Origin of the sequence: Blautia sp. HCP3S3_C12 (assembly GCF_052064155.1) — a bacterium.
In the GTDB taxonomy this organism is placed as follows: Bacteria; Bacillota; Clostridia; order Lachnospirales; family Lachnospiraceae; genus Blautia_A.
Genome location: NZ_JBQHWC010000001.1, coordinates 249029 through 269274 on the forward strand (window position 1 = coordinate 249029; position 20246 = coordinate 269274).

Consider the following 20246-nt stretch of genomic DNA (forward strand, 5'->3'; position numbering starts at 1 on the left):
TATACGGTTTTCGAAATATGTGACAGTCAGAGGGATGGTCTATCAGGCTTTATTTATTTTCTTCCTGAACCTCAATCTTGCGGATTGTCTTATTTTTGATCTCTTCTTTGATGGATGCAAGGAATTCGCCAAGGTCTTTCATTCCTTCGTCGCCAAGATAACGGCTTCTTACAGAAACCTTGCCTTCTTCTTCCTCTTTGGCACCAACAATGAGCATGTATGGAACTCTTGCAAGACGTGCTTCACGGATCTTGTAACCCATCTTTTCGGAACGCTGGTCAACAGAGCAGCGGATTCCGTTTTCTTTTAACTGAGCTTCAACTTTGGCAGCATAGTCGTGGAATTTCTCGGAAATCGGGATTACACGAACCTGTTCCGGGCAGAGCCATGTTGGGAACATGCCTGCATATTTCTCAATGAGCCATGCCAGTGTTCTCTCATAGCATCCCATGGATGTACGATGGATGATGTATGGACGCTGTTTTTCGCCGTTTTCGTCGATATAATACATGTCGAACTGTTCAGCAAGAAGAGCATCCCACTGAATTGTGATCATTGTATCTTCTTTTCCGTATACGTTCTTTGCGTTGATATCAACCTTAGGTCCGTAGAAAGCAGCCTCTCCAACATCCTCTGTAAACGGAATGTTCAGTTCTTCAAGCATCTGGCGGATATGAGCTTCTGTCTGATTCCACACTTCTGCATCACCGATGTATTTCTCTCTGTTGTTCGGATCCCATTTGGAAAGATGATAGGTTACGTCTTCCTCCACGCCGAGAACCTGCAGGCAGTACTGTGCAAGTGCGATACAGTCTTTGAATTCTTTAACCATCTGGTCAGGTCTTACGATCAGATGCCCCTCGGAGATTGTGAACTGACGTACACGTGTCAGACCGTGCATTTCTCCGGAATCCTCATTACGGAACAGAGTGGATGTTTCGCCGTAACGAAGAGGCAGATCACGATAGCTGTGCTGTTCTGCTTTGTATACATAGTACTGGAATGGGCATGTCATAGGACGAAGCGCAAATACTTCCTTGTCAGTCTCCTCATCACCGAGAACGAACATACCGTCTTTGTAATGATCCCAGTGTCCGGAAATCTTGTAAAGGTCGCTCTTTGCCATTAACGGAGTTTTTGTTCTGATATATCCGCGTTTTGCTTCTTCGTCTTCGATCCAGCGTTGAAGCTCCTGCATCATGATCACACCGTTTGGCATGATAAGCGGAAGTCCCTGTCCGATTACGTCTACAGTTGTGAAAATTTTCATTTCACGGCCAAGCTTGTTGTGGTCACGTCTTTTTGCTTCTTCCATCTGTTCCAGATGTTCTTTCAGTTCGTCCTTGGAAGGATAAGCGGTTCCGTAGATACGTGTGAGCATTGCGTTCTTTTCGCTGCCTCTCCAGTAAGCGCTGGAAGAGGAGAGAAGTTTGAATGCTTTTACACCTTTTACGCTCATAAGGTGAGGACCTGCGCAGAGGTCTGTCCAGTCTCCCTGGGAATAGAAAGAGATTTCGGAGCCTTCCGGAAGGTCTTCAACCAGTTCGACTTTATATGGTTCATTTTTTTCTTTGAAGTATGCGATGGCATCTTCTCTTGATTTTGTGAAGCGTTCGATCTTAGCGCCTTTTTTGATGATCTTTTTCATTTCTTTTTCGATTGCATCCAGGTCATCACGGGAGAATGGAGGGCAGTCGAAATCATAGTAGAATCCTGTGTCAATAGAAGGTCCGATAGCAACCTTTGCATCTGGATATAATGTCTGCACTGCCTGGGCAAGTACATGGGATGCTGTGTGACGGAGAACTGCAAGTCCTTTTTCGTCTTTTGCTGTCAGGATGTTTAATTCGCAGTCACTGTCGAGAACTGTTCTTAAGTCCACGACTTCTCCGTTTACTTCACCTGCACAGGCTGCACGTGCAAGGCCTTCGCTGATGTCGTAAGCAATGTCGATGACTGATTTTGCTTCAGCGTATTCTTTTTTTGATCCGTCTTTTAATGTTACGATCATGGTCATTATCTCCTTTATTATATATTCTTTGTATGCTGTCAGATGTCCGGCTGCCTGTTTGGATGTGAGGAGCATCTTTCAGTGTATTTTGTACTGCAAAGGGGGAAAAGAAAGAATAAAAAAATCCCCTACAGTACGGTTAAATACTGTAGGGGACGAGATATTATTACTCGCGGTTCCACCCCGGTTGTTCTGAATGACTGAAAATAATAATTCAGAACCACTTCATTCGATGGTAACGGAATCACCGGACTGTATTAAAGTCACTCAGAGGTGGTCTTCGGCTGTTTCCCGATGAAATGCTTGCACCGGAATGCATTTCTCTCTGTAACGTTCCTCAGCTTACTCTTCTCTTCAACGTTTTAAGCTTTCTTATCTTTTCTGCCACTGATTATAAACTTGAAAAATAGGTTTGTCAATTGCTAAATTACAAATTCCATTGCCGCAGCCAGTATGGAATGAACAGTAAGGGATTGATTTTTGAGGGAGCATCATATATTAGATGTTATTCTGGTGAGTAAAGGCGGACATCCGGATATGACAGGACCGAATCCGGATATGCATAAATCCAGAGTAAGTGAAAGCTGCCTGAAATATGACCTGGAAGAATCCCTGCGTGTGCTGGGAACAGATTATATTGATATTTATTTTTATCACAGAGACAACGAAGATGTGCCGGTCAGTGAACTGATCGATATTATGGAGGATTTCAGAAAGCAGGGAAAAATTCGCTATTATGCCTGCTCCAACTGGACGACAGCCAGAATGAAAGAAGCAGATGTCTATGCTGCGTCTAAAGGCTGCCGTGGATTTGTGGCAAACGAAGCTTTATATAATATTGGGGAGCCGTGGATGAAACCTATGGCAGATGATACTCTGGTGATCATGGATAAAGAAATGCAGAGATATCATGAAGAGAATCCACAAAATCTGGCAACGCCCTATTCTGCAGCATGCAATGGATTTTTTCATAAACTTCTGGCAGCTGGCTGGAAAGCAGTGGTAAATTCAGAGTACTATGCGGAAGGTAATCTGAATAATATGAGAATCATTAGTAAACTGATGGAAAAGTATAGGATTTCTGTTAGCCAGGCTGTGCTGGGGTATCTGACCTGTCAGAATTTTCAGTGTCTGCCACTGTATGGACCGCGAAACACAGAGGATTTAAAAGACGCTATGGGAACTTTTGAGATTCCTTTCCGTGCAGAGGACTATCGGGAGTAATTTTATATGTACAGAAAATGAAAAATCCGGGCAAAGTCTGGCAGACTGTCCGGATTTTTCTGTTGCGAAACAATGTACTGGGATAAATATTTATAAAGAGTCAAGTGGATATTCGGTTAAACGATTTTTACATATGCCCGGTTGTTTTTATATCGGGGGATTCCGTTTATTCCACTGAGGCTATAATCCATACGATAGTAAAGCTTTATGTTCCTGGTAACCTTTGCCCAGTCAGGGTCACAAACCTTCCCCTTGATTTCTGCCCATCCGTGCCCGCCTGAGGAAACTACACTGGCTTCATAGCCCACTGCATTGGCCAGATAGGCAAAAGCGGATGCAAATGCAAAACAATTGCCTCTGCCTCTGTAAAACATGTCTTCAGCATAGCCCACATCCCAGTTGGCAGCAGCAGAACGGTAGGCAAAATCATTGCCTGCTCCACCATAGTTGTAGTTGACGGCTTTCTGAAAACAAATCCAGAGTTTCTCAGGCATGGACATATTTCTCTTTGTGATCTGTCTCATTTGCTGATTGGCATATACCATAACATTTAATTTACGCAGCTCCTGGCTGTTGTATCTGGCTTTTCCGTTTTTGGCGAGAGAAATCTGATTGACTTTTCCGGAGGTGACCATATATGCCTGAGCCCCGTTTTTGATCCGGAAGAAATAATAATTTCCCTTGATTTTCTGCCAGCCGTTCTGTTGTACACCCTTGCTGTCAAAATAGTACTTTTTCCCCTTGATCGTGACAAGACCTGTTACCCGTTTGCCGGTTTTGTCGTAATAATAAACATTTCCACTGGCCTTTTTTTCAAATTTATTGCATGGGGCAGCTTTGGCATAGGCAAAGGTGGAAAACATTATACAGGCAAAGAGAAATGCAAACACAATGCAGGGACAAAGCAAAGACTTTTTCTTGTTCATAGAGCACCTCCTGTTTTCTGGTCTTTTGACCTTGATATTATAGTATCAGTATATTAGAAATGATAGGTGTTCGCAAGGTTAAAAACATCCGGTCAAGCCAAATATTGCACAGGTTGCGGTTGTGGTGTATAATAAACAGATAAGGTTATTTGACAGTGATAAATTATGATGAACAGGGAAATATAGGTGAACAACTTGAAAAAGACGATAGAAGAACTCTTAAGTGGAAAATTCAGATATGAGCAGCCGGGACTTCTTTTTTCAAAAGAGAAAATTGAAGTGACACTGAAAGCCGGAGATGTATACAGGGGAGAACTGTATTTCGGGACAGAAGGTAACCAGAGGATCCGTGGATATATTACATCTTCCAACAGGCGGGTTGTTCCGGGAACAGATCAGTTCACGGGGACTACAATACGTCTGCAGTACGGGGTGGATGGTGTAGGAATGAATCCGGGTGACAGACATGAGGGCTGGCTGTGCTTTACCACCAATGTAGGAGAGTACAGAATTCCCTTTGTGATCCAGGCTGAAAAGGAAGAGATGCACAGTGTGGCAGGTTCTGTAACGGATATGGATTCCTTTGTAAAGATTGCAAAAGAGGATTTTAAAGAAGCCTACCGTCTTTTTACAGATCCTGGATTTCCAAGACTTCTGAAAAATGCAGGGACAAAGGAACTGGCTCTTTATAAGGGGCTTTCCAGACAGCCTGTAACTTATCAGAATCTTGAGGAGTTTCTTGTGGGAACCGGACGGAAGAAACCGGTAAACATGGAATTAAAATTTGATCATAACAGTTTTTATGAAATTACAGAAACTGTGAGAGAGTCTTTTCCTGTACATAAGGATGGTTGGGGACATTTAAGACTGGACATTGAGGCAAGAGGAGATTTTCTGGAAGTGCCGAAGTATGTAGTCACAGATGAGGACTTTATCGGTGGATATTATCAGGTTGAGTATGTGATCCACAAAGAAGCTTTACAGAAGGGACGGCAGTACGGGGAAATTCATGTAAAAAGCCCTTATCAGGAGCTGGTTTACAGAATTACAGCATCCGGCGGTCCTAAGGTACAGCTGAAGACCAGCCTTCATGAGAAACAGCAGGTTTTTTCTTTAATGAAAGATTTTATGGAATATTCCTGCGGAAAAATGGAGCAGGGCACCTGGATCAGCAGCAGCCGTTTTCTGTTGAACCAGCTTCAGGAAGAAGGCTGTAATTATCCAAAATATCAGATGTATGAGGCATATCTCTGCCATGTGGGGGGAGAAGAAGAACAGGCAAAGGAAATCCTGCGCAGATTTAAGGATCAGACCTTCCTGCGGGAGGAACTGGAAATGGCAGGCGCTTACTTATATCTTTGTACTCTTACCGGATTATACAGAGACAGAGAGCAGGCAGTGCGCAGACTTCGCAATTTCTCCATGCAGAGAGAGGACAGCTTTCTGTTATTCTGGATTCTGCTGCAGGTGGATCAGGAGCTTAGGAATTCTCCATCCAGAGCTGTGTTTATGATGGAGGAATTATTTGAAAAGGGCTGTCACAATCCACTTCTCTATCTGGAAGCCTGGAAATATATCAGTAAAGATATGTCTTTGTTACACAGAATGAGCAGCTTCTGGACCCAGGTTTTCCTCCTGGCAGGAAAAGAAGAAATGCTTACAGAGGAGCTTGTAATGCGTTTTGCTTATCTGACCGGTTATGAGAAAAACTTCTGTCCAAGCATGTACCGTGCCCTGGCAGCAGGTTATGAAGCTTTTCCGGCAGATGATACCCTGGAAGCAATCTGCCGTTATATTATGTTGGGAAATCCGAGAGAACGAATCTATTTCCGCTGGTTTGCCCTGGCTGTTGAGCGAGGACTCAGGCTTACCAGATTGTATGAATATTATGTGGAAACGATGGATACCTCCTATCAGAGAGAGCTGCCAAAGCCTCTTCTGATGTATTTTACATATAATAATAATTCCCTGGGCGATGATAAAAAAGCCTTTATTTATGCAAGTATTGTGGGAAATAAAGATGCACAGCCGGGAACCTATAGGGAATATCGGGAGAGTATGGCTGAATTTGCTGGTAAAAAGGCAGCAGAGGGCCGGATGGATGAGAATTACGCAGTACTTTATCAGGAATTTCTCACAGAACCGGAGAACAGGGAACAGGCAGAGCTGATCGCAGGGAAAATGTTTACCTGCAGGTTGTACTGTGATGATAAAAAAATCCGCACGGTGATCGTACGTCATGATAAATTCTCTATGGAGGAAGTCTATCCCTGTGTGCAGGGAGTAGCATATCCAAGGATTTATACAGAGGATGCAGTGATCCTTTTCCAGGATGAAAAACAGAGACGTTATTATGCAACGGTAGATTACAATGTTAAGAAGCTTTTTGATGAACGGGAGCTTATGGAAAAGGTTCTGTCCCTGGGCATAAGAGAGCCGGGGGTTCTGCTTCATTACTGTGTGAATGCAGAGTTAGGAAGGGATAATCTGGAATTATATCAGGAAGCTGCCAAGATGAAAGCATTTTCTGAAGGATACCGGACAGAAATCCGGAGAAGTCTGCTGAAGTATTATGGGGAGGAAAACCCTGCAGGAGATCAGGAGGAATATCTGAAAAAGCTTGATTATCAGGAATATGCGGAAGCAGACAGGATACAGCTTCTGGAGGTGCTGATATCCAGGGGGCTTTATTCTCAGGCCATGTCTGTGATCGAGGAATCCGGATATGAGGGAATCCGACCGGAAAGCCTGCTGAGGCTTACCAGCAGAATGCTTACCAAATGTGAGATGGCTGAGGATGAAGAGCTTCTGGCTCTGGCCTCAGATGTATACAGAATGGGAAAATATGATGAGGTGATCCTGAAATATCTTATGGATTATCGATTTGGACCATTGGATGAGCTGCTGTCAGTGTGGAAAAGTGCTCATGGCTTTGATATGGATACCTATGAATTGGAAGAAAAGCTTCTGGGACTTCTGATGTTTACTTCTGATTATCGTAAAGAAGGGGAGAAAATCCTGGAGGATTATGTAAAGCATGCTGGCAAAGAATATCTGATTGGTGCCTACCTGACACAGATTGCTTATGGCGTGTTTGTGCGGGAATATCCTATGAGTATTTTTGTGCGCAATGAACTGGAGACTGCCTGCAGGCAGAAATGGCCGGTGAATTTTATCTGCAGCCTGGCCCTCTTTGAGTCACTTTCCAGAGAGAAGAATCCAAGTCAGGATCAGCTGGCCCTGGAAAAAGAGATTTTGCAGAAATGTATGAAGAAAAATCTGAAATTTGCATTTTTTAAAAGGCTTCCGGCGTCCATGCTGAGCCCTTATCAGCTGGATGATAAAACCTTTGTAGAGTACCATACAGATCCGGCCGGAAAGGTGACTCTTTATTATGCTCTGGATGCTGGGCTGGGCGGAGAACTGAAATATCAGATGGAGCCCCTGCGTAATCTGTATGAGGGAATTTTTACCAAAACCTTTACGCTGTTTTACGGTGAAACTCTGCATTACTATTTTAAGGCTGAGCTGGGGGAAAAAACCTGGCAGACTCAGGAGCGTGTGATCACCATGGACAAGGTTGAGGGCATTCCGGTGAGCAAATATCAGCTGATCAATCAGATGCTTTCTGCCCGCAGATTGGATAACAGCCAGGAGGTAATGACTCAGCTGAAAAAATATCTTCGTCAGGAGCAGTATGTGAAGAGTATGTTTTCCATTGAAAAGGAATCTGGAAAATAGGAAAGACAGGAGAAACAGATGAACGAAATCCGTGATTTGATCGTGGGAATTGATTTTGGCAGAGAATATTCCCAGATTTGTTATTATGACCGTAAAGGAGAGGAACCACGTTCTCTTTCCATGAAGGTGGGAGGAAGCCAGTATGAGGCACCTACCTGCCTGTGCAGGAGAACAGAGCAGAAGGATTACTGTGTAGGACTGGAAGCAGAGTATTTTGCCAGGGAAAAGGGAGGAATTATGATCCATGATCTCTACGGAATCTGCGAAAAAAAGGATTCCGTAGTGGTAGAAGGACAGGAATATGAGCCCTGGGAGCTGCTGGCTGAATTTTTGAAAGGAATCCTGAAGTTTCTCGGTATCACTGAGCTGGTAAAAAATACGAAATGTATTGTAGTTACACTGGAGGATCTGGGAAATATCCAGGTGGAGAATTTTCGGAAGGCGTTTTCGTCCATGGGATTTCCGGAAGGAAAATATATGCTTCAGGATTACGGGGAAAGCTTTTATTATTATGCGCTTTCACAGAAGAGGGAAACCTGGAACCGCAGTGTTGCCTGGTACGCGTTCACTCCGGAAAATGTGTCTTTCCGGAAACTGACCTTGAACGGAAGTACGAAACCGGTATCTGTCAGACTGGAAGAACCTGTTGTCAGGGCACTTCCGGTCAATGATGAGGAAAGAGATATTGAATTCTGTAAATTTGTCCAGCAAACCCTGGGCAGGGATTTATATTCCAGCATTCAGATCACAGGCAGAGGCTTCTCACAGGATTGGGCCGGACAGTCCATAAAAATTCTTTGCTATCAGAAACGTAAGGTATTTTATGGAAATAATCTGTTTGCCAAAGGGGCCTGTGCTGCAGGTAAGGAAAAACTGGAAGATAAAGCGTTAAAAGGATACCGTTTTCTCAGTGATTCTCTTGTTATGGCAGATGTGGGAATGGAGATGCGTGTTATGGGTTCTCCGGCGTATTATCCTCTGATCGAAGCAGGCAACAACTGGTATGACTGCAAGGCATCCTGTGAACTGATCCTGGATAATACGGAAGAGCTGGTGTTTGTTGTGAGTACTTTTGACAGGCCGGAGAAAAGACGTGTGGGCATGATGCTTCCGGGAATTCCAAGGCGTCCAAACAAAACCACGCGGCTGTATCTGGAATTGCAGTATATTTCTCCAAAAGAGTGTAAAGTAACAGTGAAGGATCTGGGATTTGGAGAATTGTTTCCGTCCTGCGGTAAGGTATGGACAGAGACAGTAGAATGGTAAAGGAGACAGACAGATGAGTGGATATATTTTATGCCAGACAAAAAAAGCAGAGCGTCCGTATTTTATAGAGAATATCAGTACGAATATTTATTCTGTAGAAGAGCTTTGCTACTATCTGTACCATAACCTTTATCTGATAGATAAAACCATCATCAATGAGGAGCTTTGTATCTGGATAGGAGAAGAATTGAATCTGCCCGGGCTGGCAGCAAAGATCAGGCAATTTCTGGGACAGGATATCCATGTAGATGATGTGATCTATCCGGTATTTAAGGAAATTAATTATCTTACCTATGAGGAATTAAAAGCACTTAACAGCAGACTGGTGCTGATAAGTAAGGAAAGTGCAGATATGCGTCAGAAGCAAAAGGGAGATTCCCTGATGGAAAACGGAATGTATGTAAATGCTATCCGGGTATATCAGAAGCTTCTTGAGAGGACAGATCTGGAGGAGCAGAGGAAGGGATTTGTGTCCGATGTATGGCATAACCTGGGATGCGCCTACAGCTATCTTTTTCAGATGGAGAAAGCCATGGAGTGTTTTTATCACGCATGGGAAAAGACGCAATCTCCGAAAGAATTAAAGGCATATCTGTTGTCATACCGGAGCATCCGTTCCGGGGCTGAGTATGAAAAGGAACTGGTCAGACTTGATGTGACAGATGAGATCAAAGAGGATATACAGAATGCTTTGAAACAATTTGCTGCTGTTCCCGAACCTGCCTTGGAAGAAAAGGATGTGGACAGTACGCTTGCAAAGCTTACTGCAGGATATCACAGGAGTACAGGTTCCTGATACAACAAAATCCTCTGACTATTTAAAAAAGAAGGGTTGACAGCCATGTGGGCTTATGTTAGGATAAACACATACTTTCACGTGGTAGAGTGACTGCGTGATAAAGAAAAATAGATGAAGAGGAGATGTTTATCATGAAAAAGAGAACATTAGCAGTACTTATGGCCGGTGCAATGGCAGCTTCTCTTATGGCTGGTGTTGTTTCTGTATATGCAGATGCTGAGAATAAAACTTTAACAGTTGGTTTTGATGCAGAGTATCCTCCTTTTGGATATAAGGATGATAATGGAGAATATGTAGGCTTTGACCTTGATCTTGCACAGGAAGTCTGTGATAATCTTGGATGGGAACTGGTCAAAAAACCGATCAACTGGGATTCCAAGGATATGGAACTGAATTCAGGATCCATTGACTGTATCTGGAATGGTTTCACGATCAATGGACGTGAGGATGATTATACCTGGTCTGATCCATACCTGAACAATGAGCAGGTAATGGTTGTTTCCGCAGATTCCGGTATTGAGAAGCTGACAGATCTGGCAGGTAAGAATGTAGTTGTGCAGGCGGCTTCTGCAGCTTTGGATGCACTGAACAATGATGATAACAAGGATCTGACAGCAAGCTTTGGGTCACTTACAGAGAATCCTGATTATAATACAGCATTTATGAATCTGGATTCCGGTGCAGCAGATGCCATTGCAGTAGATATCGGTGTTGCCAAATATCAGCTTTCCCAGAGAGAAGAAGGCAAATATGTGATCATGGACGAGCCGATTCAGAGTGAGCAGTACGGCATTGGTTTCAAGAAAGGCAATGACGAACTGAAGGATACGGTATGGAATGAAGTTCTGAAGCTTTATGATGCAGGTGAGGTAGATAAGCTTGCTGAGAAATATGAAGTAGCAGATATGCTTTGCATTGGTGGAGAGGAAGAGAAGGACGCAGCTGAGGATGAAACCGAAGAGGCTGAAGCTACTCCTACAGAAGAAGCAAAAGCAGAATAATAGTTGTGTTAAATAAATAAAGGAACGGGGCTATTACGGCAGAAAGCATTTTTGCTGTGACAGTCCCTTTCGTACTGTACAGGATATATTTTATTTCAGGAGGAAACTTATATGTCAATAAGTGTGATGCTTCAACAGCTTGCCAGTGGTATGGTGGTATCTGTGGAGATTTTTGTTGTGACACTGTTGTTTTCCCTGCCACTGGGACTTTTGATCTGTTTTGGCAGAATGTCGAAGAATCCGGTGATGCGGGGGATTGTATCTGCATATATTTCCATTATGCGTGGAACACCTTTAATGCTTCAGCTGATGGTGGTATATTTTGGACCTTATTTTATTTTTGGCATCCGTATTTCCATGGGCTACAGCCTGATCGCAGTGTTTATTGCTTTCAGCATTAACTATGCGGCATATTTTGCAGAAATTTACAGAGGTGGAATTGAATCCATTTCTGCAGGTCAGTATGAAGCAGCCAAAATTCTGGGATATAATAAGATGCAGACATTTTTCAGAATTATTCTGCCCCAGGTGATCAAGAGAATTCTTCCGGCTGTGACAAATGAAGTGATCACACTGGTAAAGGATACCTCACTGGCCTTTGTGGTTGCAGTAGCGGAAATGTTTACCATTGCCAAACAGATTGCCAGTGCCCAGACCACTATGATGCCTTTTGTGATTGCAGCAGTATTTTATTTTGTATTTAATCTGCTGGTGGCAATTGTAATGGACAAAATTGAGAAGAAACTAAATTATTACCATTAACAGAGCAGATGGCAGAATTGTCAGGAAGCTGATAGATAAGAGGAAAATATATGAAATTATTTGAAATGAAGCATATTAAAAAAAGCTTCGGAAGCCTTGAAGTTTTGAAAGATATTTCCCTTGAGGTGGAGGAGGGAGAAGTTTTAAGTATTATCGGACCTTCCGGTTCCGGTAAATCTACACTTCTTCGGTGTGCTACAGGACTTGAGACACCGGACAGCGGTGAAATTATCAAACAGGGGGATGTGGGGCTGGTCTTCCAGAATTTTAATCTGTTTCCACATTTTTCTGTATTGAAGAATATTACAGATGCTCCTATCAAGGTGCAGAAAAGAAAAAAGGATGAAGTGTATGCCCAGGCAAGAAAGCTATTAAAGCAGATGGGGCTTTCTGACAGGGAGAATGCTTACCCATTCCAGCTGTCGGGCGGACAGCAGCAGCGTGTATCCATTGCCAGAGCTCTTTGTATGAATCCAAAGATCCTGTTTTTTGATGAGCCTACTTCAGCATTGGATCCTGAGCTTACAGGTGAGATCCTGAAGGTAATCAGAGATCTGGCAGCGGAGCATATCACCATGGTGATCGTTACTCATGAGATGACTTTTGCAAGGGACATTTCGGATCATATTATTTTCATGGACAAGGGGCTGATCGCAGTAGAAGGAACTCCGCAGGAGGTTTTTGCCTCAGATCATGTGCGAATGAAGGAGTTTCTTGGCAAATTCCATCAGGGATAAGGTTTTTGTGGTTGCTTTTAGGGGAATGATGTTATATAATTTCAAAGGATGAAAACCATCCTACTAAAAAACAGGAGAGTGAATGATGAGTACAGACAGATATGTAAGTCCTTTATCAGAACGTTATGCCAGCAAAGAAATGCAGTATATCTTTTCTCCGGATATGAAATTCCGTACCTGGAGAAAGCTCTGGATCGCACTTGCAGAGACAGAGAAGGAGCTTGGTCTTAACATTACACAGGAGCAGATCGATGAGCTGAAGGCTCATGCAGAAGATATTAATTATGAGGTTGCCAGAGAGAGAGAACGTCAGGTACGCCATGATGTTATGTCTCATGTATATGCATACGGTGTACAGTGCCCGAAAGCAAAGGGCATCATCCATCTGGGAGCTACCTCCTGTTATGTAGGTGACAATACAGATATTATTGTGATGACAGAAGCCCTGAAGCTTGTACGCAAAAAGCTGGTCAATGTTATCGCAGAGCTTGCTGCTTTTGCAGACAAATACAAGGCACAGCCGACCCTGGCTTTCACACATTTCCAGCCTGCGCAGCCTACTACTGTAGGAAAGCGTGCAACATTATGGACTCAGGAGTTTTTACTTGACCTGGAGGATCTGGAGTACGTGTTAAGTACAATGAAGCTTCTTGGCTCCAAGGGAACTACAGGTACACAGGCAAGCTTCCTTGAGCTTTTTGACGGAGACCAGGAGACCATTGACAAGATTGATCCTATGATCGCAGAGAAGATGGGATTTAAGGAATGCTATCCGGTATCCGGACAGACCTATTCCCGTAAGGTAGACACCCGTGTTGCCAATATTCTTGCCGGAATTGCAGCAAGTGCACATAAGATGTCAAATGATATCCGTCTCCTTCAGCATCTGAAGGAAGTAGAGGAGCCCTTTGAAAAATCACAGATCGGTTCTTCTGCAATGGCATATAAGAGAAATCCTATGAGAAGTGAACGTATTGCATCTCTTTCCAGATATGTGATGGTAGATGCTCTGAACCCTGCAATCACATCTGCAACTCAGTGGTTTGAGAGAACACTGGATGATTCAGCAAACAAGCGTCTGAGTATTCCGGAAGGATTTCTGGCAATTGACGGAATCCTGGATCTGTGCCTCAATGTAGTGGATGGACTGGTGGTATATCCTAAAGTTATTGAGAAACATATGATGGCAGAGCTTCCATTCATGGCTACTGAGAATATCATGATGGATGCAGTAAAGGCAGGCGGAGACCGTCAGGAACTTCATGAACGTATCCGTGAGCTTTCCATGGAAGCCGGGAAGACCGTAAAGGTAGAGGGCAAGGATAATAATCTTCTTGAGTTGATTGCGGCAGATCCTGCATTTAATCTGACACTTGAGGATCTTCAGAAATCCATGGATCCCACAAAATATGTGGGACGTGCCAAGGAGCAGACAGAGAAATTTGTGAGCAAAGTGGTTCAGCCCATTCTTGATGCTCATAAGGATATGTTGGGAATTAAAGCAGAAATCAACGTTTGATAATTATACAGATTTCAGGAGGAATAGCAGATTATGGTAAAAGCGGTTGTAGGTGCTAACTGGGGTGACGAGGGTAAAGGTAAGATTACTGATATGCTTGCCCAGAAAGCGGATATTATTGTAAGATTTCAGGGCGGAGCAAATGCAGGTCATACTATCGTAAATAATTATGGTAAATTTGCCCTTCATACCCTTCCGTCAGGTGTATTCTATGATCACACAACAAGTGTGATCGGTAATGGTGTAGCTTTAAATATTCCGGTATTTTTCAAGGAATATAATGAAATAGTAAGCAGAGGGGTACCGGCTCCGAAGATCCTTATTTCTGAGAGAGCGCAGATGGTAATGCCTTATCATATCCTTTTTGACCAGTATGAGGAGGAACGTCTGGGCGGTAAATCTTTTGGATCCACTAAATCCGGTATTGCACCGTTTTATTCAGACAAATACGCAAAGATCGGTTTCCAGGTCAGCGAGCTTTTTGATGAAGAGCATCTGAAAGAGAAGCTGGCAAGTGTATGCGAGACTAAGAATGTTTTACTGGAGCATTTATATCATAAACCACTTCTTGATCCTGAGAAGCTTTTTGAAGAAATGATGGAATATAAGAAAATGGTTGAGCCATATGTATGTGATGTTTCTCTTTATCTGTGGAATGCATTGAAAGAGGGAAAAGAGGTTCTTCTTGAGGGACAGCTTGGTTCTCTGAAGGATCCTGATCATGGAATTTATCCAATGGTTACTTCTTCTTCTACACTGGCAGGATATGGTGCAGTAGGAGCAGGTCTTCCACCATACGAAATTAAGGAAATCGTTACTGTATGCAAGGCTTATTCCAGTGCAGTAGGAGCAGGAGCATTTGTTTCTGAAATTTTCGGGGAAGAGGCAGATGAGCTGAGAAAACGCGGTGGTGACGGCGGTGAGTTTGGTGCTACTACAGGACGTCCGAGACGTATGGGATGGTTTGACTGTGTTGCTTCCAAATACGGATGCCGTATGCAGGGAACTACAGATGTAGCGTTTACAGTACTGGATGTTCTGGGATATCTGGATGAGATACCGGTTTGTACTGCATATGATATTGACGGTGAGATTACCACTGATTTCCCGACTACTGTAAAGCTTGAGAAAGCAAAACCTGTTCTGGAGAAACTACCAGGATGGAAATGTGATATCCGTGGAATCAAAAAATATGAGGATCTGCCTGAGAACTGCAGAAATTATATTGAATTTGTAGAAAAACAGATTGGATTCCCCATCACTATGATTTCCAACGGACCTGGAAGAGACGATATTATCTACAGAAATAAATAAAAATGTGGGTTGCTGAAAGCTGCAACCAATAACCAGGAAAGGCTGTCGCAGATCACAGATTTTTTGCGGCAGCCTTATCTTTATCTTGGAGAGGTATAAAATGAAAAATAATAAAAAGAAACAGATTGGAGCATGGATTGCCATTATTGTCCTGCTTCTGGCAGCGTGCATGCCCATGTTTTTTGCTTTTGGCAAGGGCGAAAATGCTGGTAATTATTTTAGGGCAGCAATTGGAGTTGCCATTATTGTCCCTGTTCTTGCTTATGCAATGTGGATGGTTTACAGGATACTGGACCGTGACAAAAAGAAAGAGAGGAATTCAGTGGTGGAAAATATTATTTTTGATGTAGGTAAGGTGCTGGTTAAATTTGAGTGGGAGGCCTATCTGGACAGCTTTGGATTTACACCGGAGAAAAGGGATAAGATCGCAAAAGCTGTATTTCTCAGTGATACATGGAATGAACGTGACCGGGGAAGCTATGAGGAAGAATATTATGTGAATCAGATGGTGAAAGCAGCGCCGGACTGTGAAGCGGAAATCCGGGCTGTAATGAAGGATTCCGGTAAAACTATTGAAAAGATGGAGTATGCAGATACCTGGGTGCGCTATCTGAAAGATAAGGGATATAAAGTCTATATTTTATCTAATTATGGAAATGAGACCATGCGAATGACAAAACAGAAACTTACGTTCCTGAAATATGTAGACGGAGCGGTTTTCTCCTGTGATGTAAAGCAGATCAAACCAGAACCGGAAATATACCGGACTTTGATCGAACGTTATCATCTGGAGCCTGAGAAATCTGTTTTTCTGGATGACAGAAAAGAAAATTGTGAAGCTGCAGAGAAGTTTGGAATTCATGCTATTCAATTCCATTCCTTTAAGCAGGGAACAGCAGAACTGGAGAAACTGGGAGTAAAGTAGAAAGTACTGGTTTTGTTTTCGGCAGAAGAAAAGATTATTTACGGTTACTGAGAACGGAGTGAACAGTAACACTATTTACGAAAATTTCACCAAAAATATAAACAATAGGATTTGTATTTTGGAAAAAAAGATGATATAATATAAAAGCTTGTGGGGAATATATTCGTTCAGATACTTTCACAGGCGTATTACCTAAACGGAAAAGAGGATTAAGGAAATGAGCGATAAAACAATTTTAGAGCAGTGGCGTTCCATCGCCTATGACCAGCAGGCAGACCGTAATAAACTTCAGAGATTCTGGGCAAATTATTTTAATATTGAAAAAGGTATTTATGAAAAACTTCTTGCTAATCCGGACGAAGTGGTAACCGGTACTGTTAAAGAACTGGCTGACAAATATGGTCTGGAAGTTCTCACAATGGTAGGTTTCCTGGATGGTATCAATGACAGTCTTAAGATTCCGAACCCTATTGAGACAATGGACGAGAATACAAAGGTATCTCTTTGCTTTGACAAAGAGCTTCTGTACAAAAATATGGTAGATGCAAGAGCAGACTGGCTCTATGAACTGCCTCAGTGGGATGCAATTTTCACACCTGAGAAGAGAAAAGAACTGTATCTGGAGCAGAAGAAATCCGGTACAGTGGTAAAAGCACATAAGATTGGACGTAATGATCCGTGTCCATGCGGCAGTGGAAAGAAATACAAATACTGCTGCGGAAGAAATGCGTAAGCAGCCTGACGTGGAATATATTATTGTCCTGGGTGCCCATGTAGATGGTACCCGGCTTACATTAGCCCTTCTGGAACGAACCAGAAGGGCTTTGCAGTATCTGGAGGATCATCCGGAGACGAAGGCTGTTCTGTCAGGAGGTCAGGGGGAAGGCGAACTGATCACAGAGGCCAGGGCAATGTATCATTATCTGACAGAGCATGGAATTGCACCGGAACGTCTTTTTCTGGAAGAACGATCTGTCAGTACTGCAGAAAATCTGCGTTTCAGCAGAGAACTGATCGGAGCAGACCATTCAGTGGGAGTAGTGACAAATAATTTTCATGTATTCCGCGGCACAGCCATAGCCCGAAAATGTGGATTCCGTGAAGCATATCCCATACCTTCCAGATATAGTTCCTGGAGACTTTTGATTTATATTCCAAGGGAAATACTGGCGATTTTAAAGGATAAGCTTTTGGGAAACTGGTAGAAAAATCAGAAACAGTAACAGCAAAATACGGTAGCAGCAGATACTTCGAGATTTGCTGCTGCTGTTTTTTTATGCCGTTTTCTGTCGTATTCCTGCGATAAATTCTAAGACCGGTCTCTGCCATTTTGACAAAATCTGCAAGGGTAATCTCCTATAATGAATAGCACTTACCAAAGGGAAGGCTTAACAGAAAAAAGAATACAGGGGGAAGGAGAATGCATTATGAAGTATACATAGATGTAGTTTTTTTAACGAATCTTCTGATGGATTATATCCTTCTCTGGTTTGTTGGAAGGGTATTCCGATGCAGAAAAAGCTTTTTCAGAACACTGCTGGGAGCTTTTCTTGGGGCATTGTTTTCCAGTTTGATTCTTTGCATCCCCTTTGAATTGTTTCCACCGGCATTTATACTCCTTCACGGAGCCTGTGGAACAGGAATGTTGATTTTGGGCTGTGGACTGAAAAAGGGAAGTCTCCTTGTAAAATCGGTGCTGACATTGTATTTGGCTGCGTTTCTGTGTGGAGGCTTTTGGGAGACTGCAGATCATGGGAATCTTACCGTGAAAACCTTTCTGCTTCTTGGAACAGTGACCTGGCTTTTGCTTACTGCATGGTCCTATCTGCAGGATTCTGTAAAAATACGGATGAAAAATGTATATCCTCTTACCCTGTCCTATCAGGGGAAAACATTTTCTTTTTATGGATTTTACGATTCAGGAAATCTTCTGATGGATTCTGTAACAGGAAAACCGGTTTCTATTGGAAAACCGGAAATTCTGGAACAGATATTGTCAGAAAAAACAGCAGATCAGTTAAGGCACCTGCAGGAGAAACCGGAAGAGCTGCAAGATACTGAGATCGCAGGGCTTCATCCACATCTGATTTCCTATCGGGGAATTGACAGGGAAAAGGGAATGCTTCTGGCGGTCACGCTGGAGAAGCTTTGTGTTCAGACCGCGGCAGAAGTGGTTCAGATAGAAAGTCCTGTGTTTGCATTTCCTTTTGAACCCTCCGCTTTTGGTAAGGAATATGAAGTACTTTTAAATTCCAGATTACTACAGTAGGAGGGGGATTATTATGAGTTGTTATCCAGTTCAGTTTGTATCAAGAATGGTAATGAACCGGTCAGGGGATATTTTTTATATAGGGGGAAACGATGTGCTGCCTGCACCTTTGGATCCCAAGAGGGAAGCATTTGTGTTGGGCAAGCTGGGAACAGACCAGAAGGAAGAGGCCAGATCTGTTCTGATCGAACACAATCTCCGATTGGTTGTTTATATTGCAAAGAAGTTTGACAATACAGGGGTAGGAGTGGAGGATCTGATCTCTATCGGAACCATAGGTCTGATCAAGGCAATCAATACCTTCAATCCTGTGAAGAATATTAAACTGGCAACCTATGCATCAAGATGTATTGAAAATGAAATCCTGATGTATCTGCGCAGGAACAGCAAGACCAAAATGGAGGTTTCCATTGATGAACCGCTGAATGTAGACTGGGATGGCAATGAACTCCTTCTGTCAGATATTCTGGGAACGGACGAGGACGTGATATCCAGACGGCTAGAGGATGAAGCAGAAATTTCTCTGCTGACAAAGGCCATTGGAAAATTGTCTGACAGAGAGCAGACAATCGTAAGGCTGAGATTTGGGATCGGAAGCAGGGACAGCAAGGAGCAGACGCAGAAAGAGGTAGCTGATCTGCTGGGAATTTCTCAGTCTTATATTTCCAGACTGGAGAAAAGAATTATGAAGAGGCTGAAAAAGGAAATCGTAAAATATGAATGAAGCCCCCTTGACGGAAAAGAAAATTTACAGTAAGCTATGGCTGACAAATAAGAAAGAGGAACAGAATGAATCAAACAGATGATGCAGAAAAAAACAGATGAAATAGAAAAATATATGAAAGACTGTACTCTGTGTCCCAGAAATTGTCATGCGGACAGAATGGCAGGCAGGACAGGATACTGTGGAATGACGGATAAAATCTATGCAGCGCGGGCTGCTTTGCATATGTGGGAGGAACCCTGCATTTCAGGATGCAAAGGCTCAGGGGCAGTGTTTTTTACCGGCTGCGGGCTGCGGTGCTGCTTTTGCCAGAACCGTGATATTGCCATTGGAAAGGATGGCTGTGAGATTGACGTAAAACGGCTGGCTGAAATATTTCTGGAGCTTCAGGATAAGGGGGCAGCAAACATCAATTTGGTTACAGGAGCCCATTATGTGCCTCAGATTACTGCTGCTTTGGATATAGCAGGAGAACAGGGAATGGGATTGCCGGTGGTGTATAATTCCAGTGGTTATGAGAAGGTGGAAACCTTAAAGCTTCTGGAGGGGTATGTAGATGTTTATCTGCCTGATTATAAATATGCAGATCCTTTGCTGGCACAGCAGTTTTCCCATGCAGCGGATTATCCTGAAATTGTAGGAAATGCACTGGCAGAGATGATGCGTCAGACAGGTCCTGTTGTTTTTGATGAGGAAGGATATATTAAAAAAGGAACTATTGTGAGACATTTGATCCTGCCGGGACATACCAGAAATTCCATTCAGGTATTGAAGTATTTACAGCGTGCATTTGGAACGCATATTTATATCAGCATTATGAATCAGTATACACCGGTTTATGAGCAGGAGAAATACAGGGAATTAAACCGCAGGGTAACAGAAAGAGAATATGAAAAGGTATTGAATGCAGCACTGGAACTTGGAATAGAAAATGGCTTTTTTCAAGAAGGTGAGACTGCCAGGGAGAGCTTTATCCCGGCATTTGATTATGAGGGAGTTGGCAGAAAATAAAAAAAACTCCCATAAAA

General features: G+C 43.0%; 17 protein-coding genes and 1 other annotated feature. Of the genes, 15 read left to right on the top strand and 2 right to left on the bottom strand.

All coding sequences use genetic code 11. The features are described 5' to 3' along the window. Nucleotides 1–49 precede the first annotated feature (49 nt). On the bottom strand, nucleotides 50–2011 hold the full coding sequence (gene thrS, locus ACTNDS_RS01210) for a threonine--tRNA ligase (RefSeq protein WP_441032734.1): 1962 nt from the start codon (nucleotides 2009–2011) through the stop codon (nucleotides 50–52). 148 nt (nucleotides 2012–2159) lie between these two features. After that, nucleotides 2160–2378: a binding site (T-box leader), on the bottom strand. A gap of 113 nt (nucleotides 2379–2491) precedes the next feature. On the opposite strand from thrS, the gene ACTNDS_RS01215 reads away from it, so the two are divergent. Then, nucleotides 2492–3235 carry an aldo/keto reductase gene (locus ACTNDS_RS01215; RefSeq protein ID WP_441032736.1) on the top strand — a complete coding sequence of 248 codons (744 nt, stop codon included), beginning with the start codon at nucleotides 2492–2494 and terminating at the stop codon, nucleotides 3233–3235. Between the two features lie 116 nt (nucleotides 3236–3351). Here the strand turns inward: ACTNDS_RS01215 and ACTNDS_RS01220 are convergent, their stop codons facing one another. Next, nucleotides 3352–4161, bottom strand: a complete 810-nt coding sequence (locus tag ACTNDS_RS01220; protein WP_441032738.1) for a transglutaminase domain-containing protein — start codon at nucleotides 4159–4161, stop codon at nucleotides 3352–3354. 195 nt (nucleotides 4162–4356) lie between these two features. On the opposite strand from ACTNDS_RS01220, the gene ACTNDS_RS01225 reads away from it, so the two are divergent. From ACTNDS_RS01225 to ACTNDS_RS01290, 14 genes are all read left to right on the top strand, one after another. Continuing rightward, nucleotides 4357–7902 carry a DUF5717 family protein gene (locus ACTNDS_RS01225; protein ID WP_441032741.1) on the top strand — a complete coding sequence of 1182 codons (3546 nt, stop codon included), beginning with the start codon at nucleotides 4357–4359 and terminating at the stop codon, nucleotides 7900–7902. Between the two features lie 18 nt (nucleotides 7903–7920). Continuing rightward, complete coding sequence (locus ACTNDS_RS01230) at nucleotides 7921–9168, top strand: DUF5716 family protein (RefSeq protein ID WP_019162375.1); 1248 nt, start codon at nucleotides 7921–7923, stop codon at nucleotides 9166–9168. A 13-nt stretch (nucleotides 9169–9181) separates the two neighbouring features. After that, complete coding sequence (locus ACTNDS_RS01235) at nucleotides 9182–9964, top strand: hypothetical protein (RefSeq protein ID WP_441032743.1); 783 nt, start codon at nucleotides 9182–9184, stop codon at nucleotides 9962–9964. A gap of 134 nt (nucleotides 9965–10098) precedes the next feature. Beyond that, on the top strand, nucleotides 10099–10968 hold the full coding sequence (locus ACTNDS_RS01240; RefSeq protein ID WP_441032746.1) for an amino acid ABC transporter substrate-binding protein: 870 nt from the start codon (nucleotides 10099–10101) through the stop codon (nucleotides 10966–10968). Between the two features lie 111 nt (nucleotides 10969–11079). Next, nucleotides 11080–11730, top strand: coding sequence for an amino acid ABC transporter permease (locus tag ACTNDS_RS01245; protein WP_441032749.1), 651 nt, complete (start codon nucleotides 11080–11082; stop codon nucleotides 11728–11730). Between the two features lie 50 nt (nucleotides 11731–11780). Next, nucleotides 11781–12467 carry an amino acid ABC transporter ATP-binding protein gene (locus ACTNDS_RS01250; protein ID WP_173743255.1) on the top strand — a complete coding sequence of 229 codons (687 nt, stop codon included), beginning with the start codon at nucleotides 11781–11783 and terminating at the stop codon, nucleotides 12465–12467. Between the two features lie 85 nt (nucleotides 12468–12552). Continuing rightward, nucleotides 12553–13986, top strand: coding sequence for an adenylosuccinate lyase (gene purB, locus ACTNDS_RS01255; protein WP_019162370.1), 1434 nt, complete (start codon nucleotides 12553–12555; stop codon nucleotides 13984–13986). A gap of 33 nt (nucleotides 13987–14019) precedes the next feature. After that, nucleotides 14020–15300 carry an adenylosuccinate synthase gene (locus ACTNDS_RS01260; RefSeq protein WP_441032752.1) on the top strand — a complete coding sequence of 427 codons (1281 nt, stop codon included), beginning with the start codon at nucleotides 14020–14022 and terminating at the stop codon, nucleotides 15298–15300. Between the two features lie 100 nt (nucleotides 15301–15400). Next, nucleotides 15401–16225, top strand: coding sequence for an HAD family hydrolase (locus ACTNDS_RS01265; RefSeq protein WP_303242006.1), 825 nt, complete (start codon nucleotides 15401–15403; stop codon nucleotides 16223–16225). Nucleotides 16226–16442: 217 nt separating this feature from the next. Continuing rightward, nucleotides 16443–16958 carry an SEC-C metal-binding domain-containing protein gene (locus ACTNDS_RS01270; RefSeq protein WP_019162367.1) on the top strand — a complete coding sequence of 172 codons (516 nt, stop codon included), beginning with the start codon at nucleotides 16443–16445 and terminating at the stop codon, nucleotides 16956–16958. Next, nucleotides 16897–17430: a YdcF family protein gene (locus tag ACTNDS_RS01275; protein WP_330699344.1), complete on the top strand. Its 534-nt coding sequence runs from the start codon at nucleotides 16897–16899 to the stop codon at nucleotides 17428–17430. Before ACTNDS_RS01270 ends, ACTNDS_RS01275 begins: the two co-directional genes overlap by 62 nt. Nucleotides 17431–17645: 215 nt before the next feature. Then, entirely contained in the window at nucleotides 17646–18494 is an 849-nt protein-coding gene (locus ACTNDS_RS01280) for a sigma-E processing peptidase SpoIIGA (RefSeq protein ID WP_173743252.1), read from the top strand. Nucleotides 18495–18507: 13 nt separating this feature from the next. Continuing rightward, nucleotides 18508–19218: an RNA polymerase sporulation sigma factor SigE gene (gene sigE / locus ACTNDS_RS01285; protein ID WP_173743251.1), complete on the top strand. Its 711-nt coding sequence runs from the start codon at nucleotides 18508–18510 to the stop codon at nucleotides 19216–19218. A 78-nt stretch (nucleotides 19219–19296) separates the two neighbouring features. Continuing rightward, nucleotides 19297–20229 carry a radical SAM protein gene (locus ACTNDS_RS01290; protein ID WP_441032758.1) on the top strand — a complete coding sequence of 311 codons (933 nt, stop codon included), beginning with the start codon at nucleotides 19297–19299 and terminating at the stop codon, nucleotides 20227–20229. Nucleotides 20230–20246: the final 17 nt, after the last annotated feature.